The sequence below is a fragment of the Micromonospora sp. CNZ309 genome (genome assembly GCF_002846525.1).
On record NZ_PJNG01000001.1, the window covers coordinates 4623359 to 4640959 of the forward strand.

General features: G+C 74.4%; 18 protein-coding genes. 9 read left to right on the forward strand and 9 right to left on the reverse strand.

Going from position 1 to position 17601, the window contains the following annotated elements; all coding sequences use genetic code 11:
- Positions 1–82 precede the first annotated feature (82 nt).
- Positions 83–571, reverse strand: coding sequence for an Lrp/AsnC family transcriptional regulator (locus CLT72_RS19430; RefSeq protein ID WP_101413012.1), 489 nt, complete (start codon positions 569–571; stop codon positions 83–85).
- A gap of 150 nt (positions 572–721) precedes the next feature.
- Here CLT72_RS19430 and hppD point away from each other — a divergent pair, with 150 nt between their 5' ends.
- Genes hppD through hisC form a run of 5 tightly spaced genes read left to right on the forward strand, consistent with a single transcriptional unit; the run spans position 722 to position 4840 of the window.
- A complete protein-coding gene (gene hppD, locus CLT72_RS19435; RefSeq protein WP_101415268.1) occupies positions 722–1927 on the forward strand; it encodes a 4-hydroxyphenylpyruvate dioxygenase in 1206 nt (401 codons plus the stop codon).
- 10 nt (positions 1928–1937) lie between these two features.
- Positions 1938–2216 carry a hypothetical protein gene (locus tag CLT72_RS32920; RefSeq protein ID WP_486484283.1) on the forward strand — a complete coding sequence of 93 codons (279 nt, stop codon included), beginning with the start codon at positions 1938–1940 and terminating at the stop codon, positions 2214–2216.
- Between the two features lie 23 nt (positions 2217–2239).
- Positions 2240–2683, forward strand: coding sequence for an RDD family protein (locus CLT72_RS19440; protein WP_486484284.1), 444 nt, complete (start codon positions 2240–2242; stop codon positions 2681–2683).
- 22 nt (positions 2684–2705) lie between these two features.
- Entirely contained in the window at positions 2706–3740 is a 1035-nt protein-coding gene (locus CLT72_RS19445) for an RDD family protein (RefSeq protein WP_101413013.1), read from the forward strand.
- Positions 3737–4840, forward strand: coding sequence for a histidinol-phosphate transaminase (gene hisC / locus CLT72_RS19450; RefSeq protein ID WP_101413014.1), 1104 nt, complete (start codon positions 3737–3739; stop codon positions 4838–4840). The genes CLT72_RS19445 and hisC overlap by 4 nt, the downstream gene beginning before the upstream one ends.
- 49 nt (positions 4841–4889) lie before the next feature.
- Here hisC and CLT72_RS19455 read toward each other — a convergent pair whose 3' ends face one another.
- From CLT72_RS19455 to CLT72_RS19490, 8 genes are all read right to left on the reverse strand, one after another.
- A complete protein-coding gene (locus tag CLT72_RS19455; protein ID WP_199184603.1) occupies positions 4890–5972 on the reverse strand; it encodes a hypothetical protein in 1083 nt (360 codons plus the stop codon).
- A gap of 25 nt (positions 5973–5997) precedes the next feature.
- Complete coding sequence (locus CLT72_RS19460; RefSeq protein WP_101413015.1) at positions 5998–6540, reverse strand: hypothetical protein; 543 nt, start codon at positions 6538–6540, stop codon at positions 5998–6000.
- Positions 6541–6599: 59 nt separating this feature from the next.
- Entirely contained in the window at positions 6600–7133 is a 534-nt protein-coding gene (locus tag CLT72_RS19465) for a hypothetical protein (protein WP_101413016.1), read from the reverse strand.
- Positions 7134–7191: 58 nt separating this feature from the next.
- Entirely contained in the window at positions 7192–8481 is a 1290-nt protein-coding gene (locus CLT72_RS19470; RefSeq protein ID WP_101413017.1) for an outer membrane protein assembly factor BamB family protein, read from the reverse strand.
- Between the two features lie 174 nt (positions 8482–8655).
- Positions 8656–9129 carry an SRPBCC family protein gene (locus CLT72_RS19475; RefSeq protein WP_101413018.1) on the reverse strand — a complete coding sequence of 158 codons (474 nt, stop codon included), beginning with the start codon at positions 9127–9129 and terminating at the stop codon, positions 8656–8658.
- Between the two features lie 100 nt (positions 9130–9229).
- Entirely contained in the window at positions 9230–9439 is a 210-nt protein-coding gene (locus CLT72_RS19480) for a DUF397 domain-containing protein (protein ID WP_089003827.1), read from the reverse strand.
- Between the two features lie 178 nt (positions 9440–9617).
- Entirely contained in the window at positions 9618–10817 is a 1200-nt protein-coding gene (gene fahA, locus CLT72_RS19485) for a fumarylacetoacetase (RefSeq protein ID WP_101413019.1), read from the reverse strand.
- A gap of 76 nt (positions 10818–10893) precedes the next feature.
- Positions 10894–11766: a hypothetical protein gene (locus CLT72_RS19490; RefSeq protein ID WP_101413020.1), complete on the reverse strand. Its 873-nt coding sequence runs from the start codon at positions 11764–11766 to the stop codon at positions 10894–10896.
- Between the two features lie 95 nt (positions 11767–11861).
- On the opposite strand from CLT72_RS19490, the gene CLT72_RS19495 reads away from it, so the two are divergent.
- The 4 genes from CLT72_RS19495 (at position 11862) to CLT72_RS19510 (ending at position 17600) form a co-directional block, all read left to right on the forward strand.
- Complete coding sequence (locus CLT72_RS19495; RefSeq protein ID WP_089003131.1) at positions 11862–13028, forward strand: homogentisate 1,2-dioxygenase; 1167 nt, start codon at positions 11862–11864, stop codon at positions 13026–13028.
- A 274-nt stretch (positions 13029–13302) separates the two neighbouring features.
- Positions 13303–13485, forward strand: coding sequence for a thiopeptide-type bacteriocin (locus CLT72_RS19500; protein WP_144082276.1), 183 nt, complete (start codon positions 13303–13305; stop codon positions 13483–13485).
- Between the two features lie 103 nt (positions 13486–13588).
- Positions 13589–16375, forward strand: a complete 2787-nt coding sequence (locus tag CLT72_RS19505; protein WP_101413022.1) for a lantibiotic dehydratase — start codon at positions 13589–13591, stop codon at positions 16373–16375.
- Positions 16376–16466: 91 nt separating this feature from the next.
- On the forward strand, positions 16467–17600 hold the full coding sequence (locus CLT72_RS19510; protein WP_101413023.1) for a lantibiotic dehydratase C-terminal domain-containing protein: 1134 nt from the start codon (positions 16467–16469) through the stop codon (positions 17598–17600).
- Position 17601 lies beyond the last annotated feature (1 nt).

The following is a 17601-nucleotide window of genomic DNA, read 5'->3' on the forward strand; positions in this document are numbered from 1 at the left end:
GCGCGCCCGCCCTCCCGCGCCGCCGTGTCGCCGCCCTTTCTCGCGCGCCCGAGGGCGTACGCAAGGGCCCTCGGCCCGCTGCTCACCGCTGGGCGGCGGAGCGGACCAGGGGAAGGGTGCGGTAGGGGATCTGCTCGGCCAGGGCGATGATCGTCGAGGCGCGGCGGATGCCCTCGTACGAGACGATCTGGTCGATCACCCGCTGGAGGTCGGTGTTCGAGCGGGCCACGATCCGGCAGAGCAGGTCGCTGGAGCCGGTGATGGTGTGCGCCTCCAGCACCTCCGGGATCGCGCCCAGGTGCGCGGCGACCCGGTCGTGCCCGTGCCGCTGGCTGATCTCCAGCGTGACGAAGCTGGTCACCCCGAACCCGATCGCCGCCGGGGAGATCTCCGGCCCGAAGCCCGAGACGACGCCCCGCGCGACGAGCTTGTCCAGCCGGGCCTGCACGGTGCCCCGGGCGACCCCGAGGCGCCGGGAACACTCCAGCACCCCGATCCGCGGTTCCTCGGCGAGCAGTTCGACCAACCGGGCGTCGAGGGCGTCCAGCTGCACAACCTGATCAGTACTCATGCCGTTGCACCCTACTTAATGCGCAACCTGACCAGGCACAGGCACGACAGTTGCCCAGTGCGGCACTTCACCGCGATCCTCGCCACAGAGCCACGGCACACGACCGACGGCGGCGGCCACGAGGCCGACCGGAACTTGAGGGAGACCGCGATGACCCAGGCGATCGACCGACCCCAGGCGACCGAAGACGTCGACGTCGACGTGCTCGTCGGCGCCGTCGACCACGACATCAGCCGCGACCCGTTCCCCGTCAAGGGCCTCGACCACGTGCACTTCCTGGTGGGCAACGCCAAGCAGGCCGCGCACTACTACTCCACCGCGTTCGGCATGACCTGCGTGGCGTACCGGGGCCCGGAGCAGGGCTACCGCGACCACGCCCAGTACGTGCTGACCAGCGGCTCGGCCCGGTTCGTGCTCACCGGCGCGGTCCGCCCGGACGCCGACGGCGCCGAGCACGTGACGAAGCACAGCGACGGCGTCTCCGACATCGCGCTGGAGGTGCCGGACGTCGACGCCGCGTACGCGCACGCCACCGCGCAGGGCGCCACCGGCCTGGTCGAGCCGCACGACGTCAGCGACGAGCACGGCACCGTCCGGCTGGCCGCCATCGGGGCGTACGGCGACACCCGGCACACCCTGGTCGACCGGTCCCGCTACACGGGCCCGTTCCTGCCCGGGTTCGTGGCCCGCGCGCCGATCGTGGACCGGCAGCCGATGATCGACGCCGGCCTCCAGCCGAAGCGCTTCTTCCAGGCCGTGGACCACGTGGTCGGCAACGTCGAGCTCGGCCGGATGGACGAGTGGGTCGAGTTCTACAAGCGTGTCATGGGCTTCTCGAACATGGCCGAGTTCATCGGCGACGACATCGCCACCGACTACTCGGCGCTGATGAGCAAGGTCGTCGCCAACGGCACCCGCAAGGTGAAGTTCCCGCTCAACGAGCCGGCGATCGCCCGCAAGAGGTCGCAGATCGACGAGTACCTGGAGTTCTACCAGGGCCCGGGCGCGCAGCACATCGCCGTCGCCACCAACGACATCCTGGCCAGCGTCGACGCCATGCGCGCGGCCGGCGTCGAGTTCCTGGACACCCCGGACTCGTACTACGACGACCCGGAGCTGCGCGCCCGGATCGGCCAGGTGCGGGTGCCGATCGAGGAACTGAAGGCCCGCAAGATCCTGGTGGACCGGGACGAGGACGGCTACCTGCTCCAGATCTTCACCAAGCCGGTGCAGGACCGGCCCACGGTCTTCTTCGAGCTGATCGAGCGGCACGGCTCGCTCGGCTTCGGCAAGGGCAACTTCAAGGCGCTCTTCCAGGCCATCGAGCGGGAGCAGGAAGCGCGCGGCAACCTGTAACACTGACGGCGTGACGCAGCCTCCGACGTACCCGACGCCGCCGGCCGGTGGGCACCCGCCCGCCGCCGGCGGCGGCTTCGCGCCGCCCGCCGGTCCCGCCAACCAGGGGTACGCGGTGCCACCGCAGCACGTCCCGCCCGGTCAGGTCCCGCCGCCCGGCTGGGCCCCGCCACCCCCGGCTGGACCCCGCCACCCCCGGGCTGGGCCGGGCCGCCCCGCCCGGCCCCCGCGCTCGGCCCGGGTGGGCAGCCGCTCGCCAGCTTCGGTGACCGGCTGCTCGCCGCGCTGATCGACGGCGCGCTGAGCGGGGCGGTGGTGATGGTCCTCCTCATGCCGCCGATGCTGATCCTGTTCTTGAACATGACGAGCGACCTGTCCCGGACCAACCCGGACGGCACCCTCGGGCCGACGCCCGACGCGTTCCTCACGGAGTTCCTGCTGCCGCTGTTCCTGCTCCAACTGGGCCTGATGGTGGTGATGTTCGGCCTCTACTGGCTCTACCACGTCGAATACATGAAGCGCACCGGGCAGACCTTCGGCAAGAAGGTGATTAAGCTACGCGTCGTGCCGCTCGACCCGGCCGCCACCCTCGACCGGCGGATGGCCGGCAAGCGGTACGCCGTGCAGTACGTGGCTGCCGGCTTCCTGCCCGGCCTCAGCTACCTCGACGGGCTGTGGCAGTTGTGGGACAAGCCCTGGCAGCAGTGCCTCCACGACAAGTTCGCCGGCACCGTCGTCGTTAAGGTGTCTGCGTGAGCGAGCGCAGCGAGGCCAGGCCATGAGCGTCGAACCGGGCTGGTACGTCGACCCGGCAGACACGGACACCCGGCGCTACTGGGACGGCGAGGGCTGGATCGGCGCGCCGATCCCCGTCGACGCCACCCCGCCCGAGGGCCCGCCGCCGGCCGAACCGCCCCCCGCGCCCGCCCCGACGTCGCCCGTGGCTCCGGTCTCCGCGCCGGGCGCCCCCACGGGCGGGCCGCCGCTGCCGGGCCAGCCGCATCCGGGGCAGCCGCATCCGGGCCAGCCCTACCCCTGGCAGCCGCCGCAGGGGCACGGCCACCCGCAGGCCCCGCCGCCCGGCTGGCCGCCCGGTGGCGGACCCCCGCCCGGTTGGCCGCCCGGCGGCTGGCCCGGACGGCCCCCGGAGCCACGCCCGCACGGGCTGCCCCTGGCCGGGTTCGGCGCCCGGCTGGTCGCTCGGCTGATCGACTTCGCCATCGTCTTCGCGCTGAACGCCGTCGTGAACGGCTGGTTCGTCTGGCGGCTGGTCGAGGAGGTCACGCCGTACTGGCGGGAGGTGTTCCGGCGGGCGATGGCCGGCGACAGCTCCACCGACGGCCTGCCGCAGCCCAGCGAACAGGCCGGCGGCCTCCAGGTCGTGATCCTGCTGATCGCCACCGCGCTCTGGCTCGCGTACGAGGTGCCGACGATGTCCTCGGGCGGGCAGACGTTCGGCAAGCGGCTGGTGGGCGTCAAGGTGGTGCCGATGAGCGCGAACGAGCCGCTCGGCTTCGGCCGGGCGCTGCGCCGCTGGAACACCCTCGGCCTGCCCACCCTGCTCTGGTACTGCTGCGGCCTCGGCCTGCTGCTCCAGCTCGTCGACGTGCTCTCCCCGCTCTTCGACCACCCGATGCGTCAGGCGTTGCACGACAAGCGGGCGCAGACCGTGGTGGTCCAGCTCCCCCGCCGCGACCGCACCACCGGGGGCGGGCGCACCGCCACCGACGAGCGCGCCGCCACCGACGAGGACGCCGCCCCGGACGACCGCACCCCCGACGACCGCACCCACCCCTCGGGAGACACCCCATGACCGACCCCGGACGACACCAGCCGGCGCTGCGGCTGACCCGCGCCGACCTGGACGCGCTGCCCAACTACGTACCCGGCCGCAGCGCTGCCGACCTGGCCCGCGAACTCGGCCTCCCCGAGGCGATCAAGCTGGCCAGCAACGAGGTGCCGTACGGGCCGCTGCCCGGCGTCGTGGAGGCCGTCGCCGAGGCCGTCACCGGGGTGCACCGCTACCCGGACATGGGCGTGCTCGCGCTGCGTCAGGCCCTGTCCGAGCGGTACGGCGTGGACGTCGACCGGATCGCCACCGGCTGCGGGTCGGTGGCGCTGGCCGAGCACCTCGTCCGGGCCACCTGCCTGCCCGGCGACGAGTTCCTCTACGCGTGGCGCTCCTTCGAGGCGTACCCGATCATCGCGGCGACCAGCGGCGCGACCAGCGTACGGGTGCCCAACGACGCCGGGCACGGGCACGACCTGACGGCGATGGCGGCGGCGGTGACCGACCGGACCCGGCTGATCGTGGTCTGCAACCCGAACAACCCCACCGGCACGTCGGTGCGCCGGGCGGAACTGGACCGGTTCCTCGACACGGTCGGCGAGGACGTGCTGGTCGTGATCGACGAGGCGTACCGCGAGTTCGTCACCGACCCGGAGGTGCCGGACGGCCTCACCTACCTCGACCGGCCGAACGTGGTCGTGCTGCGGACGCTCTCCAAGGCCTGGGGCCTGGCCGGTCTGCGGATCGGCTTCCTAGTCGCCCAGCCGGCGGTGGCGGCGGCCGTGCGCAAGGTCGTGACGCCCTTCTCCAGCAGCATGGCCGCGCAGGCGGGCGCGCTCGCCGCCCTGGCCCAGGAGGACGAGGTGCGGCGGCGCTGCGCCCTCGTGGTGGCCGAGCGCGACCGCGTGACGCAGGCCCTGCGCAAGCTGGTCGGCGACGTGCCGGACAGCCAGGCCAACTTCGTCTGGCTGCCGCTGGGCGACCGGGCGGTGGACTTCGCCAAGGCGTGCGAGGCGCGGGGCGTGATCGTCCGGCCGTTCGCGGGCGACGGGGTCCGGGTGACCATCGGCACCCCGGCCGAGAACGACGCCTTCCTGGCCGCGGCGGAGGCAGCGCTGGCCTGAGGCGGGTGCCGGTCCGGTCCGCCATCCCCTCGCGGACCGGACCGGCTGCTCAGGCGGCCTCCACCGGCTGCCGGACCCGGGCCCGACGTCGGTACGCGTACACCGCGAACAGCACCAGGACCAGCCCCGAGGTGACCAACCCTCCGGTGAGCACCTGGCCGGGGCGGTCGACGGCACTGGTGGCCGCCACCGGTACCGGCCCGAAGCTGACCGGGCCGGCGGCGGAGCGCTTCGTCCAGCCGCTGGCCAGGTCGAGCTTCGCCGCCCACGGGCCGTCCGGCAGGCGGCGGTCCAAGGCGACCCGTACGGTGGTCGTGCCGTCCAGCGCGAGGGTGCCCGCCTCCACCTTCACCGGCCCGGCCGAGAGCCCACCGGGGCCCTCGGCGAGCCGCAGCTCGCCGGCCAGGTCGAGCGCCCGCCTGCCGGTGTTGCGCACCTCGGCGGTGAGCACGGGGGTGCCGTCCTTCTCCCGCTTGCCGGTGAGCGGGCCGATCTCGAAGCCGGAGGGCGGCTCGCCGCCCGGCCCGACGGAGAGGTAGACCCGGATTCCGGCCCGGCCGACGTTGCGCACGTTCTGCCCGTCGACCCCGGCGACCTCGGCCCAGATCACCGCGTACCGCTCGCCCGCCTCGGCCCTGGTTGGCACGGTGATGGTGACCCGGGCCTCCACCTCCTCGTCGGGGGCCAGCGCCTCCTCCGGCGGATCGACGTCGATCCAACTGCTCAGTTCGTTCTCGGTGCGGTCGGGGGCGAGGACGAACCCCTTCTCCGTGACGTCGGCGGCGGCGGCGTAGAGGGCGACCGTCCGACGGATCTCCGAACTGTTCCGCACCAGGATCCGCCGCTTGATCGTCGTGCCGGGGCGGACGTGGTCCACGACGTACTTGTGCGCCCGGGTGTCGTCGCGACGCTCGACGGGGGCGTCGAGCAGGCGTACCCCGACCGTGGTCGACGGGGCGCTCGGGCTCGGCTGCGCGGAGGGTCCGGGCGAGCCCTTGGGCCCGTGCGGCTCGTTGGCCGGCACGTCCGCCTCGGGCACCCCCGGTTCGGCGAGCACCGGCGGGCGGCCGGCGGAAGCCGGCCCGGGCTGCGCGGCCGACGCCGGCGCCCCGGCCGCGACCAGGACGGTCACGGCCAGGACGAGGGCGCGGGCCCGGTCATGCCACCGAATGGGTGATCACCCCCGTGTAGGTGCCGCCGACGGCGGTGTCCGGGACGGCGATGCGGATGTCCGGCGCCCAGCTCGCGGTGTTGTTGCCGCTGCCCGAGGTCTTGGAGAAGGCGGTGCGGGGCACGCTCAGGCTGACCGCCTCGGCCTGGGTGGGCTGCCCCGGCACGAAGACGCCGGTGCCGGTGGTGTTGGTCGCCGTGCCGGACCAGTACTCCACCAGGGCTGGCGGGATGGTCTCCTCGGGCGTGCCGCCGCCGGTGGTGAAGGAGGTGGCCGACACGGTGACCGTCCAGGTGGCGTTGAGCGCGGCCCGGCTGTCCGTGACCGTGACGGTGCCGAGTTCGCCGGTGATGACGCCACCGGAGAAGACGGAACCGAGGTTCACCGATGCCGGCACGCTGATGTTCAGGTCGGCCGTCGCGACGGTGAAGGTGACGATGGTGTCGCCGGTCGGCGCGGCCGCGGCGGGCGCCGCCATGGCCACCACGGCGGCCGCGGCGGCGGTCAGGGCAAGAAGTGGCTTCTTCATGAGACGGACGCTAGGTAGCCCGGAGGGAACAAGAGGGCGCTTTACGGACAAATCAACCATTAGGCTACCGAGTGGGTGATTGAGCCCTGGTAGGTTCCCCCGACGATGCCGGCCGGGATGGCGATCCGGATGGTCGGCGCCCAGGCCACCGCGTTGTTGCCGTTGCCGGCGGTCTTGCGGAACGCCTCGCGGACGACGTCCAGGGTCACGGCCTGCGCGGAGGTTGGCTGGCCGGGCACCAGCGTGCCGCCGCCCGTGCTCCGCGTCGCCGGCCCGGACCAGTACGAGACCCGGTCGTTGCCGATCGTGCGCTGGGGACCTCCGCCGCCGGTGACGAAGACGGTGGCGGAGACCGTGGCGACCCAGGCGTTGGGGTTGACCTGGCCGCGCGAGTCGCGCACCTCGACCGTGCCCAGCTGCCTGGTGAGGGTGCCGCCGGTGAGCCCGCTACCGAGATTGACGGCGGCGGGCACGGTGATGTCCACACCCACCGTCTGGGCCAGCCGGACCGCGCGGCCGGTTGGCGCCGCGTCGGCCGGCGAGGCGGTGACGAGGATCAGGATCGCGCCCAACAGGGCTGCCAGGAGACGCACAGTGGGACTATAAATAACTTATGTCCGTTTTGTCGAGTAGCCCCGCCGGCCCGGCGTTTCACGTCGCGGCGAGGATGAGCGGCTCCGAGGTCAGGAAGTAGCGCCGGTCGTCGCCCGTCGGATCGACCGGCTCGCGGAGCCGCTCCACGGCCACGAACCCGTCGGCCGCGTACGCCGCGCCGGGCGCCCAGCCGATGCCGTCCGAGCCCACGTTGAGCGCGAAGAAGGACCGCTGCGCCCCCGTCGCCGGGTCCAGCGTCACCAGGTCGTTCGTCTCCGTCAGCAGGTGCACCCGGTCGGGCTGGACGGCCAGCAGCCGCACCGGCGGCAGACCGGTCCGGCGCCACAGTTCCGCGCCCGTACGCGCCGACCGGCCGACCGGCACCCCGTCGACGACCGCCACGGCCGTTCCACCGACGAGTTCGGCGTCCGGCCGGTCCAGGGCCGGGGCGGCGACCGGCGCACCGGTGCCGAGCAGCCAGCCCCGACCCGGGTCGTCGCCCGGCCCGGCCGTCCGCAGCCCGGCGCACCCCGTCCGGCCGGTGCCGCAGCCCACCGGGGTCGCCACCAGTTCGTCGCCGGCGCCTGGCGGCCGCCAGCGCAGGCCCACCGCCCCGGTCACGGCGTCGCGGAACTCCACGACCGCCGGCCCGGCGCAGGAGTCGACGATCATCACCTGTCCCGACCCGGTCGTGCCGAGCGCGTCCCGGCACCGGGTGACCGCGTCGGCGCCGTCGCCCGGTGGCACCGTGGCGGTGACGTGGGACCGCCACAGTTCGCGGCCGTCGGCCAGGTCCACGGCACGCACCCACTGCGCCCCGGCCGCCACCACCACGTGCCGGCCGTCGGGCGCGGCGGCCACGAGGAGCCCCCGGGGATCCCAGACCGTCGCCGCGCCGGTGCGCCGGACCGTCCGCTCCCCGAACGGCGCCGGCCCGTCCGCCCGCCAGGCGACCCGGCCCGTCCGCGCGTCCAGCGCCACGAGTCGACCGTCCGACCAGCGGGTGACCACCGTCGTCCCGCTCGCCACGACCCCGTCGAGCACCGCCGGCCAACGACGGTACGACCAGTACGGGGTCGTCCGGTGCCGGCCGTCGACCGGGCGGTCGGCGTAGACCTGGCGGTGGGCCGCGTAGACCCGCAGCCGCCCGTCCACGATGAGCGGGGCGACGGGGAGCCGGCCGACCACGCCGACGGCGGGGGACGCGGCGGCCGGGTATTCGGCGCGGGCGGGCGTGACGACCTCGGCGGGGGCGAGCACCCGGTAGACCGTCGCCGCGACGGCGACGGTGGCGAGCAGCGCCGCGACCGCCACCGCGATCCGCCGCCGGCCGTTCGGGAACCCCATGCCGCACCTCCGCCCGGCACCCTACCCAGCGGGGCCGGTCAGGGCCCGGTCAGGTCGCCGGCGGACGGTCGCACCGGCGGTGTCGACGGGCGCGCGGCGGGGTCGGGATCGGGCCCGGTGTCCGCGTCCGCGCAGCGGTGCCGGAGCCCCTGCCGGCGGAGCCCGGCGTGCGCCTCAGGCCGCCTCGGTCGCGCCGGTGGTCGCGGCGGCGGCCAGGTCGGCGAGATCCTGGCGCAGTGCGCGCTCGACCGCCCGGGCCGCCAGCCCGCCGAGCAGCAGGGCCACCACCCGGCTGTACGGGGCCGTCGGCACCGCCTCCTGCTCGACGGTGACGGCGGTGCAGCCCCGGCGACGCCGCTCGACCGGGCGCAGCGTCCAGGTGATCTGGTAATCCACCCCGGCGCCCCGCGAGCCGAGCACCAGCCGTCGGGGCGGCTCGGCCTCGATGACGACGAACTCCTCGAGCAGCGCGGTGCCGTCGGGCTGGGAACGGGTCTCCCGCCACGCGGTGCCCGGGCCGAACGGGCCGGGGGTGAGCACCTCCACCGGCCCGGTGAAGCGCCGGGTGCGGGTGGTCAGGTCGGTCAGCAGGCGCCAGAGATCGACGTCGTGCGCCTCCACGAACTCCGTGACCGCGACCGTCGACATGCCACCTCCCGTGGCCTCGACGGTACGCCGGGTGAGCGGGGATCGGGGCCCCGGAGCGGAATTTTCACACCCGCCGGGAGCCCCGATCGTGGGCGACGCGTCAGCGACCGAACCGGCCGGCCCGGATCGCGCCGACGAACGCCGTCCATCCCGGCGGGCTGACCGCCAGCGTGGGGCCCGCCTGGTCCTTCGAGTCACGTACGCCCACCACGCCGAGGGCATCGACCAGGTTGTCCGCCACCTCCACGCAGAGACCCTGGTCGTTGGAGCGGCTGCTGGTGCGCCAGACCGCGCCCGGGAGATCGTTCATCGTCGTCACCTTCCTGTCGTCGGTGCGCCAACCGGCGGCCGGGACCGGGACCGGAAGGGGGCGTCCGGGCCGGCCCCGGCGCGGCATGGCGACGGAATCCGCGACGATCAACGCGGAAGACGCGGTCCCCGGTCGCACACTTGGTGCGACCGGGGACCGGCGATGATCGGAAGGCGGGTCAGCGGGCGGCGACGATCTTCCCGGTCACCTCGCCCAGGGCGATGGTGGTGCCGTCCGGGCCGGGCGCGGTGGCGGTGATCGTGACGGTGTCGCCGTCCTCCAGGAAGGTGCGCGTCCCGCCGTCGGCGAACTTCACCGGCTCGGTCCCGCCCCAGGTGAGTTCCAGGAACGAGCCGACCTGGCCCCGTTCGGGCCCGGAGACGGTGCCCGAGGCGTAGAGGTCGCCGGTACGCAGCGCGGCGCCGTTCACGGTGAGGTGGGCCAACTGCTGGGCCGGCGTCCAGTACATGGTGGCGAACGGCGGCTCGCTCACCCGCTCCCCGTTCCACTGCACCGACAGGCGCAGGTCCAGCCCGAGGTGCGGCACGTCGCGCAGGTAGTCGGCGACCGGCGGGTCCTGCTCGGGGGCGGGCACGAAGGCGTCGCCCAGCGCGTCCAGCGGCGTCACCCAGGCCGAGACCGAGGTGGCGAAGGACTTGCCCAGGAACGGGCCGAGGGGCTGGTACTCCCAGGCCTGGATGTCGCGGGCCGACCAGTCGTTGACCAGCACGACGCCGAAGACGTGGTCGGCGAAGTCGTCGGCCGGGACCCGGTCGCCCAGCGGGCTGGGCACGCCGACCACGAAGCCGACCTCGGCCTCGATGTCGAGGCGTACGGACGGGCCGGTGACCGGCCCCTGCGGGGTGGCCCGCTGCCCGCTCGGCCGCACCACGGGGGTGCCGGAGACGACGACCGTGCCGGCCCGGCCGTGGTAGCCGATCGGCAGGTGCTTCCAGTTGGGCAGCAGGGGCGGCTGGCCGGGGCGGAAGATCTGGCCCACGTTGGACGCGTGGTGCTCCGAGGAGTAGAAGTCGACGTAGTCGGCGACCTCGAACGGCAACTGCATCCGCGCCTCGGCCAGTGGCACGAGCAGCGGTTCCACCTCGGCCCGGTGCGCGGCGTCGGTGAGCAGCTCGGTCACCCGCTGCCGGACGGCCGTCCACTGTGGGCGTCCGAGCGCCATGAAGTCGTTGAGGGTGGGCCGCCCCAGTGCCCCGGCGGCCAGCACCAGGCCGGCCTCCTCCGCGCCGGCCAGGTCGAGCACGAAGTCGCCGATGCGTACGCCGACGCGCGGCGCGCCCTCCGCCCGGCGGAACACCCCGTACGGCAGGTTGGTCACCCCGTACGGCGAACCGTCGGCACCCGTCACCCAGCTCATGCCGGCCCTCCGCTGCGCTCCGGGCCGGTCTGAGGCACCACCGGCCTGCAAAGATGATTCGCTCGCTGACGCTCGCTCATGCGTCGAAGCCCCCGTTCACCAGCCCCAGCCGGATCAGATCGGTCAGTGGTTCCAGGATGCTGCACGAGCCGAAGCCGATCCACAGCGGGCGCGGCTCGGCGAGTCCCGCCTCGGCGTACTGCACCAGCGGGCGCGGGTCGGCCGCGGTGAGCAGCTCGGCGACCCGGGCCACCGGGGCGCCCCCGGCGGCGGCCAGCGTCGCCGCCAGCACGTTGACGAAGCCGTGGTGGGTGAACCCGGTCTCCGGGTCGAGGTGCCGCACCGCCTGGTGCAGCCCGGCGGTCAGCTTGAACGGCAGGTCGCGGTCCCGGCAGGCGCAGATCACGGCGGCCAGCTCCGCCGGGGTGGGGAACAGCTCGGCGGCCAGCCCGCCGGTGCGGAACTTCGCGGCGACCGGCACGCCGTCGGCGCGGGCGGCGGCGAGCGCGTCCAGCGCCCCCATCAGCCCGAACGTGAGCGGCAGCTCGGCGTAGACGGCGTCGAGGGAGGCCGGGCCGGCGCCCGAGCGGCGGGCCAGCGCCACCAGCTCGGTCAGGCCGGGCAGCGGGTCCTCGCCGCGTTTGGCGACCGCCGCTTCCACCTGGCGTACGCGGACGCGCGGGTCGGCCGTGGCGCGCACCTCGTCGAGTTGGTCGAGCGGCACGTCGCCGATCACGCCGACGGCGATCCGCTCGTCGGCGCCGAGCAGGCCCGTCAGCTCGGGCAGCCTGGTGGCCGGCACCAGGAGCGGGCCGACCAGGTCCGCGTACCAGGCGCTGCGGTGCCGCCGGTGCGCGGCGACGGCGTCGGGCAGCGGCGCGCTGCCGGGCGGGAAGACGGCGGCGTCGTCGACGAGGCCGTCGAGAAGCGCGGGCACCTGCGTTGACACGAGACAAGAATGTACGGGACGCTACGAGGAACGGACAACAGCGTCCGATAATCGGACGCTGTTGGATCGGTGAACGGGACGAACCGGGAGGCGAGATGCCGTACTACCGCAGCGTCGGCGAGGTGCCGCGCAAGCGCCACACCCAGTTCCGCCAGCCCGACGGCAGCCTCTACGCCGAGGAGCTGATGGGCCAGGAGGGCTTCTCCTCCGACTCGTCCCTGCTCTACCACCGGCACGCGCCGACCGCGATCGTCGCGGCCGAGGAGTTCACCCCGCCGGCGTTCACCCGGGTGCCGAACCTGCCGCTCAAGCCCCGGCACCTGCGCACCCACAAGCTCGACGGCACCGGTGCCGACCCGGTGCTCGGCCGGCAGTACCTGCTCGCCAACGACGACGTGCGGATCGCGTACGTGCTGGCGGACCGGCCGTCCCCGCTGTTCCGCGACGCCACCGGCGACCACTGCCTGTACGTGGAGTCGGGCACCCTGCGCGTCGAGTCCACGTTCGGCGTCCTCGACGCGGTGCCCGGCGACTACGTCGTCATCCCCACCTCGACCATCCACCGGCTGGTGCCCACCGGCGACGCGCCGACCCGGCTGCTCGCGGTCGAGGCGGCGGGGCACATCGGTCCGCCCAAGCGCTACCTCTCGGTGCGGGGCCAGTTCCTGGAGCACTCGCCCTACTGCGAGCGCGACGTCCGGGGACCGGACGCGCCGCTGCTGGTCGACGGCGAGGACGTGGAGGTGCTGGTCCGGCACCGGCGCGGTTGGACCCGCTACGTCTACGCCAACCACCCGTTCGACGTCGTCGGCTGGGACGGCCACATGTACCCGTGGGCGTTCTCCATCCACGACTTCGAGCCGATCACCGGCCGGATCCACCAGCCGCCGCCGGTGCACCAGACCTTCCAGGGCCCCAACTTCGTGATCTGCTCGTTCGTGCCCCGCAAGGTCGACTACCACCCGGACGCGATCCCGGTGCCGTACAACCACCACAACGTCGACTCCGACGAGATGCTCTTCTACACCGGCGGCAACTACGAGGCCCGGCGCGGCTCGGGCATCGAGCAGGGCTCGATCTCGCTGCACCCGTCCGGCTTCACCCACGGCCCGCAGCCGGGTGCCGCCGAGCGCTCGATCGGCGCCGACTTCTTCGACGAGCTGGCTGTCATGGTCGACACCTTCCGGCCGCTGGACCTCTGCGACGCCGCGAGCGCCTGCGAGGACGACGGCTACGCCTGGACCTGGGCCCGCCGCCCCTAGGCGGACGATCCCGGGTGACCGGTGCCGCGGTCCACACTGTCGGACCGCGGCACCTTCGCGCGTGGGGCGTCGGACCTCCCGCACATCGGCCGCGTGATCGCGGTTCCTTCTGATCGTCAGCGCACGGCCGTCGTACGGCCATCGGCGACTGGACGCTCGGACGACTGGTTCGTCAGCGGAGCTGACTAACATTCTGCGCACTGTCCATCTTGTCATCGACAAGTGCGCCTCTTCGTCGACGGCATCCCTGGAATCGGAGTACACCATGCGCGACATGACGGCCACGCTGGCCGACCTCGAAGACCTCAACCTGGCCGACCTCGAGGTGTCCGACCTGCTGGAGGTGCACGCCGTCCGCGAGTCGGTGGCCCTGCCGGAGACCGGCGCCTCCGCGAGCACCTCCGTCGTCTGGCAGTGGCTGGGCTACTCGTCCTGCGCCGCCCAGCTGCCCCAGTAACGCACCAGGACCGACCGGTGGGGCCGGGGACGCCGACAGCGGCGGTCGCCGGCCCCACCGGCTCGACCGTGGTCGGCGTCGACGACCGCGTACGGAGGAGAGCGTGACGACCACCCGCCAGTCCCCTGCCCCGCCGCCGGCTCCGGCAGCGGGCGGCCGAGTCGCGTCGGCGGTGCAGGTCGCTCCGTACGTGCTGATCCGCAGGACGGCGGTCGACCAGCCGGCGGCCGGACCGGCCGGACGGCACCTGCGTCGCCTCCAGGACCAGCTCGTCGACCGCCTGGTCGAGTGCCGGACCCTCGGCCCCGAACTCACCGAGGAGCTGTACCTGCTCGGCGGTCAGGCCCCGCCGGCGTACCGCCGCTCGGTCCTGCTGCCGCTGCGGCGGGACGTCCACAACGGCCGCTCTCCGGCCGGCGACATCCGGGACCGACTCGGCGACCTGCCCGGCCGGCTGCCGACGCTGGGGCGCTGGCTGCGGGCCCGGGCCGAGATCGACCGGCTCACCGCCGCCGTCGACGCCGCGTCCGACACCGCGCTGGTCGAGGAGCGCGCCGCGCTCGCCGCCCTGTGCGACAGCGAGCCGTTCGGTCGGGCGGCCGCGTTGACCAGCCCCGAGCTGTTGGCGGCGGCGCGGCGGACGGCGGCGCGGGGCGGCGAGCCGGACGCCCGCGGCCGCAAGTCCGAACCCACCGTGCTCCGGTACGCGTTGCGGGCCACCACCCGGACCAGCCCACTGTCCTGGTACACCGTCGTCGGTTGGGCACCCTGGCCGGAGGCCGGAGCCGTCCCCGCCCCGCCGACGTCCCCGCCCGGCGGGGCAGACCTCGCGGCGGGTTTGGACCTGACGGCAGCGGGAGAACCGCTGCCGGTGACCCGTCCTCCCGCCAACCTGGTCGCCAGCCTCTTCCTGGCCGGGGCCAGCCGCCCGGACCAGCTGCCGCGCATCCCGCACCGGCTGGCACCGGGCACCCGCGTGCACGACGGGCACGTGGTGTTCTACCGGGAGCACCCGACGACCGGCGCCGACGGCATGCCGGTGATCCGGGAGGAGCGCGTCCGGATGCCACTGCGACCCGCGCTGGCCGCGATCGTCCGGGTGCTCCGCGCCGCACCGGGCGGACACCCGCCGGCGGAACTCGTAGCGGCCCTCGGCCGAGGCGCCGGCCGCCCCGCCGCTGACGCCGCCGCCGCCGAGCGGCTCGCGCGGCGCTTCGTCACCCAGCTCTGCGACGAACGCCTGCTGGTTCCGGTGCCCCCGACCACCGAGCACGACCCGGCGGCGCTGGCGGCGGTCGCCGACTGGCTCGGCGACACCGGCGCACCCGCCCTCGCCGACCAGGTACGGCAACTCGACCAGGACATCCGGTCGCTGGCCGGGGCCGACGCGGCGCGACGCGGCGCGCTCGTACGACGGATCGGCACCGGTTGGCAGCAGGCCCTGGAGCAGCTCGGTGCCACCGCGCCGCCACACGCGCCCGTCACCGAGGACGTCGTACTGCCCGGGCCGGTACGCCTGACCCGGCGCCCCGCGGACACCGCCGACCTCGCCGCGTTGACCAGCCTCGCCCTGCTGTTCGACGGGGATCAGGTGTCGCGCCGGCTCCTGCGGCACCGGTTCGTCGAACGCTACGGTCCCGGGGGCCGCTGTGCCGACCTCGGCGAGTTCTTCGCCGAAGTGGGTGCCGGCTTCGGTGACCTGCCGACGGTGGCCCCGGACGGTGCCCTGACGGGCGGTCCGGTCACCCGGGTGCCCGAGTTGGCCGCGCTGGCCGCGCTGCGCCAGGAGGTGGTCCGCGCGGTACGCGCCGACGGCGGGCACGACGGCGTGGAGACCGTCATCGGGGCCGAACTGGTCGCCGAGGCGGCCGCGGCACTGCCCCGCTGGCTGCGGGCCCGACCGGTGTCGTACGCCTTCTTCGGCCAGCACGGCCCGGACGGATCGCTGCACCTCAACCACATCTACGGCGGCTGGGGCCGGTTCACCAGCCGCTTCCTGGGCCTCTTCGGCGACACCGGCATGCGCGACGCGGTCGCCGCCCAGCTCCGCCGGGTACTGCCCGGTCGGGTGGCCCAGTTCCGACCGGTGCACGGGTTCAACGCGAACCTGCACCCGCTGCTGGTGGGCGAGGACATCGGCGACGACCAGCGACTGGGCGGGCTCGACCTCACCTCGATCGACCTGGTGCACGACCTGGCCAGCGACCAGATCCGGCTGCTCGATCCGGCCACCGGTGAGCTGCTCGACGTGCTGTACCTCGGTTTCCTCTCGCCGCCGGCGCTGCCGGCCCGGGTGGCCGCGCTGCTCGGCGACCTGGGCACCGGCGAGGTCGGGCTCCGCCACCTGGCCGCGACCCGGACGGTGTCCGGTCCGGGCGGGCAGGCTGTGGTCTCCGACCGGCTCCGCTGTGGCCGCGTCGTCCTCGCCCGCCGGAGCTGGCGTTTCGACGAGGGCGCCGAGCGGCACCTCCGCGGGCTCGGCTCGCCGCCGGCCGGGCCGTCGGTCGCCGCCGCCGCGGCGCTGCGGGCGGGCTGGGACCTGCCCGACCAGGTCTTCCTCAACCAGGGCAACCGGCACGCCGGGCAGCCGCCCGCACCGGGCCACGCCGCCCAGCACCCCGGCGCCCAGGCCCGGCCGCCGACGGAACACCCGTCCGCCCCGCCGCCGCCCCCGGCGATCGCCGGGCTCCGGGAGGCCGTCGCCCGGCCCAAGCCGCAGTTCGTCGACCTGGCCAGCCCACTGCACCTGCGCTGCGTGCCCCGTTGGCTCGGGCGGATCACCGGCCGGTTGGTCGTCGAGGAGGCCCTGCCCCGCCCCGCCGGCCACGACCGGCCGCACCGGGTCACCGAACTGGTCGTCGAGACCTACCTGCCGGCGGCCCTCCCGTGACCCGTCACGTGGCCCCAGGGGTCGTCGACCGACGTGAACGTGCCCGGCGCCGGCCGTCCGACCGCACCATCGAGCCGAGTGGAGTCGAGCCATGACCGAGCCGAGCACGACCGTGACCGGACTGACTCCGACCACCGACGTCGTGTGTCACTACCACGAGGAGGTCAAGGCGCCGCTGCTGCGCGACGCCGTACTGCCTCTCGCCGAGCGGCTGCGCGGTGCCGGGCTCTCCGTCCACCTGGAACGGCACTGGCTGCACGGCCCGCACGTACGCCTGCGGCTGCGCGGGCCCGAGGCGCACCGGGCTGCGGCCGCCGCCGACGCCGCCGAGCGGTTGCGTGCGCACCTGGCGGTGGCGCCGTCGCGTGCCGGCCTCGACGAGGAGCTGCTGCTGCGGCGGTCCGAGGCGGCCGGCCGGGCCGAACTCGTACCGCCCCCGTACGACCCGATCCAGCCCGACAACACGGTGCTGGTGACCGACGGCGACCAGGGTGCGCTGGTCGCGCTGCTCGGCACGGCGGGCGCGGTCGAATGCCGTGCCGACGTCCTCGCCGCCGGGCTGGCTCCGGTACGGATGTCGCTCGATCAGCTCGCCCTCGTCGGAGACGCCCCCGCCGCCCGGGTGGGCGTCGTGGTCACCGCCATGGCCGCGCACGCGGACACCTGGCCCGGCCGGCTGCTGTCCGGCTACCACACCTTCCTGTCCCACCTGGAGGACTTCCTCTTCGGCGAGCGGGACGAACTCCTCCGCCCGCGCTTCGCCGCCTTCGCCGAGCGGGCCGGCGGGAGGTACCACGACCTGGTCCGACAGGCGGCCACGCCGGACACCACCGAGCCGGTGGCGGCGGCGTGGCGGGCCTGGAGCGCGGCCGCGTGGCGGATCGCCGAGCGGGCGTACGACGCGGGTGCGCTCAACGGGGCGTTCTCCGCCGAGTTCCGGCGTCGCACCACCTCGTTCGACGACGCCACGGCGATCCGGTGGGACCTGAGCCGTCGCGGGGCGAGCGCCTACCACCAGGCGCTGGAGGCGTCGGGCTTCCAACGGACCGCCGCGAGCCGGGAGTTCCAGATCTACCGGTTCTGCACGAACATGCTCTACCAACTGCTGACGCTCTGTGACGTCGCACCGCTGGAGCGGTACCTCGGTGCCCACCTGCTCGCCGAGGCGACCCAGGAGATCCACGGGGTGTCGTGGCAGGACGCCCTCACCGCCCGCACCGGATGAC

What these genes read in the sequence shown, in the direction of transcription:
- CLT72_RS19480 (WP_089003827.1), bottom strand. Translation starts at nt 9,439, where the DNA reads ATGAACGATCTCCCGGGCGCGGTCTGGCGCACCAGCAGCCGCTCCAAC.
- CLT72_RS19470 (WP_101413017.1), bottom strand. Translation starts at nt 8,481, where the DNA reads ATGGGGTTCCCGAACGGCCGGCGGCGGATCGCGGTGGCGGTCGCGGCG.
- hisC (WP_101413014.1), top strand. Translation starts at nt 3,737, where the DNA reads ATGACCGACCCCGGACGACACCAGCCGGCGCTGCGGCTGACCCGCGCC.
- CLT72_RS19495 (WP_089003131.1), top strand. Translation starts at nt 11,862, where the DNA reads ATGCCGTACTACCGCAGCGTCGGCGAGGTGCCGCGCAAGCGCCACACC.
- CLT72_RS19510 (WP_101413023.1), top strand. Translation starts at nt 16,467, where the DNA reads ATGACCGAGCCGAGCACGACCGTGACCGGACTGACTCCGACCACCGAC.
- CLT72_RS19430 (WP_101413012.1), bottom strand. Translation starts at nt 571, where the DNA reads ATGAGTACTGATCAGGTTGTGCAGCTGGACGCCCTCGACGCCCGGTTG.
- hppD (WP_101415268.1), top strand. Translation starts at nt 722, where the DNA reads ATGACCCAGGCGATCGACCGACCCCAGGCGACCGAAGACGTCGACGTC.
- CLT72_RS19460 (WP_101413015.1), bottom strand. Translation starts at nt 6,540, where the DNA reads ATGAAGAAGCCACTTCTTGCCCTGACCGCCGCCGCGGCCGCCGTGGTG.
- CLT72_RS19475 (WP_101413018.1), bottom strand. Translation starts at nt 9,129, where the DNA reads ATGTCGACGGTCGCGGTCACGGAGTTCGTGGAGGCGCACGACGTCGAT.
- CLT72_RS19445 (WP_101413013.1), top strand. Translation starts at nt 2,706, where the DNA reads ATGAGCGTCGAACCGGGCTGGTACGTCGACCCGGCAGACACGGACACC.
- fahA (WP_101413019.1), bottom strand. Translation starts at nt 10,817, where the DNA reads ATGAGCTGGGTGACGGGTGCCGACGGTTCGCCGTACGGGGTGACCAAC.
- CLT72_RS19500 (WP_144082276.1), top strand. Translation starts at nt 13,303, where the DNA reads ATGACGGCCACGCTGGCCGACCTCGAAGACCTCAACCTGGCCGACCTC.